General features: G+C 39.7%; 5 protein-coding genes. 4 read left to right on the plus strand and 1 reads right to left on the minus strand.

The window, feature by feature from the left end:
* Positions 1-477, minus strand: a 477-nt coding sequence (locus tag ABWK04_08520; protein ID MEZ0361916.1) for an amino acid permease, incomplete at its 3' end; no start/stop codon positions are given.
* Positions 478-534: 57 nt separating this feature from the next.
* Between ABWK04_08520 and uvrC the strand changes: the two genes are divergently transcribed.
* From uvrC to ABWK04_08540, 4 genes are all read left to right on the plus strand, one after another.
* The gene (uvrC, locus tag ABWK04_08525; GenBank protein ID MEZ0361917.1) at positions 535-2,220 is read left to right on the plus strand and encodes an excinuclease ABC subunit UvrC; all 1,686 of its coding nucleotides are present in this window, start codon (positions 535-537) and stop codon (positions 2,218-2,220) included.
* The gene (locus ABWK04_08530) at positions 2,213-2,671 is read left to right on the plus strand and encodes a hypothetical protein (GenBank protein MEZ0361918.1); all 459 of its coding nucleotides are present in this window, start codon (positions 2,213-2,215) and stop codon (positions 2,669-2,671) included. Before uvrC ends, ABWK04_08530 begins: the two co-directional genes overlap by 8 nt.
* A 9-nt stretch (positions 2,672-2,680) precedes the next feature.
* Positions 2,681-3,481, plus strand: a complete 801-nt coding sequence (locus ABWK04_08535; protein ID MEZ0361919.1) for a polyprenyl synthetase family protein — start codon at positions 2,681-2,683, stop codon at positions 3,479-3,481.
* A 165-nt stretch (positions 3,482-3,646) separates the two neighbouring features.
* Positions 3,647-4,021 (plus strand): RNA-guided endonuclease TnpB family protein (locus tag ABWK04_08540; protein MEZ0361920.1); only part of this gene is annotated, 375 nt, incomplete at its 3' end.

Genomic DNA, 4,021 nt, shown 5'->3' on the forward strand with positions numbered 1-4,021 from the left:
GGCAAACAGGTCCACCACCGTGCCCTTTGAAGGGTCATAGGCACCTGTCAGAAAATGTGGCAGAGTAAAGCCAAAATTTTGCTCAAGAAAGGTGCGTAAATATCCTGACCATCCAGTAGCAACCGCTGCAGTGGCAACGCCATACTCAACAAGCAGGTTCCATCCTACAAGCCATGCGATGATTTCACCTATAGTTGCGTAAGTGTAGCTGTATGCACTTCCCGATATGGGATATGCGGAGCTTAGCTCCGCATAAACTAAGGCACTTATACCTATAGCAACCGCACCCAGAAGAAAGGAAAGGACAATGCCCGGACCTGCATAAAGTGCAGCCGCCTGTCCTGTTATAACAAATATACCCGCACCTATTATAGCCCCTATGCCCAAGAAGGTCAGGTCAAGAAGACCAAGCTTTCTTGGAAACCTGCCTTCATCAACCGCATAACATTTCTTTCTGAAGACTTCCCTCCAAAACATGCCTTGAATATTATAATGCAGAGAAAATGTACCGAGCGAGTATAAATTTAAGTATATATGATAACGCAGGAAGTTATACAGTCAGCTCCCGAAAAGACGGGCGTTTACATATTTAAAAAATCCGATAAAGTTATATACATAGGGAAGGCTAAAAATATACGAGAAAGGCTACTCCAACACTACAGATTAAGTGAGAAAGATTCTAAAGAGAAAGCTATACTTATGGATTCTGAACAGATTGAGTGGATAATAACTAGAAACGAGTTTGAGGCTCTAACCTTAGAAGTTGACCTTATTCAATTGCACAAACCCAAGTATAATGTACTTCATAAATACGGTGGAGGCTATCCTCTCTTACTCTTGACAGATGATAGATTCCCAACTGTGAAGATAGTTAGAGGTTACGAAAAAGGTATGATCTTTGGACCCTTCTTCAGTACGGGTAAAGCCAGAAAGGTTAAAAAACTCATTCACAAGCTCTTCAAACTTAGAACCTGTGATCCTATTCCTGTAAGAAAAGAGCCTTGCATGGACTATCACTTGGGATTGTGTTCGGCTCCATGCTGTGGGTATGTGAACGCTGACGAATATGCACTTAACGTGAGATCGGCTATCAGTCTTCTCTCGGGCGATGTCTCTTCGGTGCTTCCGGATCTTTACGAAGCTATAGAAAGGTACTCTCTGGAGTTAAAGTTTGAAAAGTGCGCTCAAATAAGGGATCAGATCCATGCTCTTGAGAATCTCGCAAAAGGGCAACGGGTTTCTCAAATCTCTTTACACAACGCGGACATATTTTACTCAATGGGCAGACTCCTCGGTGTATTCCTTGTGAGATCCTCCAAACTTGTGGATAAACAGATCATTCTACTTGATACGGAAAGCCAAAGGGAGGAGGTGATTCTCGGCTTTTATTACTCAAACCCTCTACCTGAAAATCTCATCACAAACTTTGATCTTCCTGCCGAGGTCAAAGAGTGGCTTTCAAAGAGAGGTAAATTACGTTTAGGCACTATTACGGATAAAGAACTTGAAAGCATAATAAGGGAAAATATGGGTCATCACGTGGATATCAAGGTACTTGAACTTGAGTTTAAGGAAAGGCTCGGTATAAGCCTTCCTTATATAATAGAAGGTTTTGATGTTTCTCACTTTTACGGAGATTACATAGTAGCCTCATGTGTAGTTTGGGAAAGGGGATACATGAATAAGAAAAGGTACAGAAGATACAGAATAAAGAGTGTTAACAAGATAGATGACTACACATCTTTGATGGAGGTTCTGGAAAGAAGAGCCAAGAGGCTAAAAAGCGGTGAAGAGGTCATGCCAGATGCGTGGCTCATAGACGGAGGTTATGGTCAGATGGGGGTTGCTCTAAAAGTAAAGAGAAAGATGGCGCTTCCTATCAAGATCTTTGCACTTGCAAAGCGTGAAGAGATACTTCTGTGTGAAGATGGTAAAGAGATACATCTCAAAGAAAATCCTATACTCTATAGGGTTTTTGGTCTTATAAGGGATGAGGCTCATCGCTTTGCGTTAGCTTACAGCAGGAGATTGAAGTTAAAAGACACTACACAAGATATACTTAATCATATAAAGGGTATAGGTAAAGTCAAAAAACAGATCATATACAGAAACTTTGAAAATCTTTATGAACTCCTCACCGCTGAAGACGAGAAACTTAAGAAGCTCGGCATAAGTCCGCAAATAAAACAGGATGTGAGGAAGTATCTTGAAGGTGATTGAAGGCGTGAACTTTCCAAGTTATCTGTTTTCTTCACTGATTGCAGGGTATGTAATGATGACTGTGGATATGATGCTGGACGGCTTTTTTGGTCTCTTTGGCACATACAGGGAGTATTTAAATATAGTAAGACAATTCGGGCTTTTTGATGGATACGAAGGACTTGCGATGGCAATAGGACATACAATAAACTCCCTCGTACTCGCTCTTATATTTGTTAACAAAAGGATATATAATAAAATTCCTGCAAAATCAGGACTAATAAAGGGTGTTATTTTTGGGATTGTATGGCACGTATGCGTGCTTGTTGTGTTGTTGATCTTTTCTTTAGGTGGTGCCAAGTTTGCCATAAATATGCTCTCATCCTCTTATACAGGTCAGTTCTCTTTATTTTTACTTCACATGGTATGGGGTGGTACTCTGGGACTTTTATACACACCGCAAGAGAATTAAAATGATATAATGCAAAAGATTGATCTTTGGAGATCTAAGATAGAAATTAGACTCAGAGAACTTCTACAGCCTTTTGAGCCGAAAATACTCTACGATGCAATGTCTTATTACGTGTTTCAAGAGGGAAAAAGGATAAGACCGCTATTTCTGTGTGCCATCTGTGATGCTCTAAATGGCAATATGGAGGATGCTATTAGCGTTGGCTGTGCTATTGAGTTCATACACAATTACTCTTTGATACACGATGATCTTCCTGCTATAGACAATGATGTAACAAGAAGAGGTAAACCTTCCTGTCACGTACTTTTCGGTGAGGACATGGCTATACTTGCGGGTGATGCTCTGCTAAATTTTGCTTTTGAAGTACTTTCAAGAAAGGAAAACTTTGTATCCTTGGACGAAAGAGATCTACTCTACATAATACGTGTCTTGTCTGAGAAATCCGGCTCTAAGGGTATGGTAGGTGGTCAGGTTATGGATGTTAAAAAGCTTAGTGATATGTGGGATATAAGCCTTAAAAAAACCGCTCTCATGTTTTCCGCTACATTCATGTGCGGTGGTGTAGTTTCAAAGAGGTACGACCTTGCTGATGCGCTCAGCAAAGTGGGTACAAAGGTAGGTATCCTTTTCCAACTTGTTGACGATTATAAAGACAAAGATGGTTTTTACTCTATCTACGGTGAAGATATTATGAAGGTTATAGAAGAGAGCTATTCGGAATGTGTAAACTTATTAGAAGGTATGGGATTACTTACTTCTTCTATGAGTTCACTTATCAGGATCGTAGTATCACCTTTAGAAAAAGTTTAATGTTCTCCGGTATATGCTTTCTGCAAGGTCTCGGAAACTGGTTCTATTTTTTATTAACAAAATTACTCAAACATACTATATTATTCCCTATGAAGTTATCGGATTATGCTAAAAAGCTTGGCATTAGTTATAAGACCGCAAGGCTAAAGGAGGAGCTTGTCAAAGATGCATAGAGCCATTCAAGTCTCATGCCCTCTGACAAAGAGGAAAAAAGACACCATCAAAAGAATACTCACCGAATACAGAAAAACAGCAAAAGCCATAGCCAGTTATCAGTGGTTTCTGTTCTTCACTCAAGGCTCCTTCAACAGAAAGGCAAACATAAAGCATATAAGCTCTAACCTCTCTGAAAGATACAAATACACAATACAGTATCATGTGGTAGTGCCTGTCTTAGAAAGCTTTATCTCCAACCTCAAAAACAGATTTGCTGAAATTGTCAAAAACTCTAACCTGTTAGAGAAAACCAAAAGGGTTTTGTTATATCTCAACAAAAATAACGAATGGTTCATAAGTAAGTCTGAAAAAGCTGTTTATGTG

The organism is Hydrogenobacter sp. (genome assembly GCA_041287335.1).
Classification (GTDB): Bacteria; Aquificota; Aquificia; order Aquificales; family Aquificaceae; genus Hydrogenobacter.

What these genes read in the sequence shown, in the direction of transcription:
- uvrC (MEZ0361917.1), top strand. Translation starts at nt 535, where the DNA reads ATGATAACGCAGGAAGTTATACAGTCAGCTCCCGAAAAGACGGGCGTT.
- ABWK04_08535 (MEZ0361919.1), top strand. Translation starts at nt 2,681, where the DNA reads ATGCAAAAGATTGATCTTTGGAGATCTAAGATAGAAATTAGACTCAGA.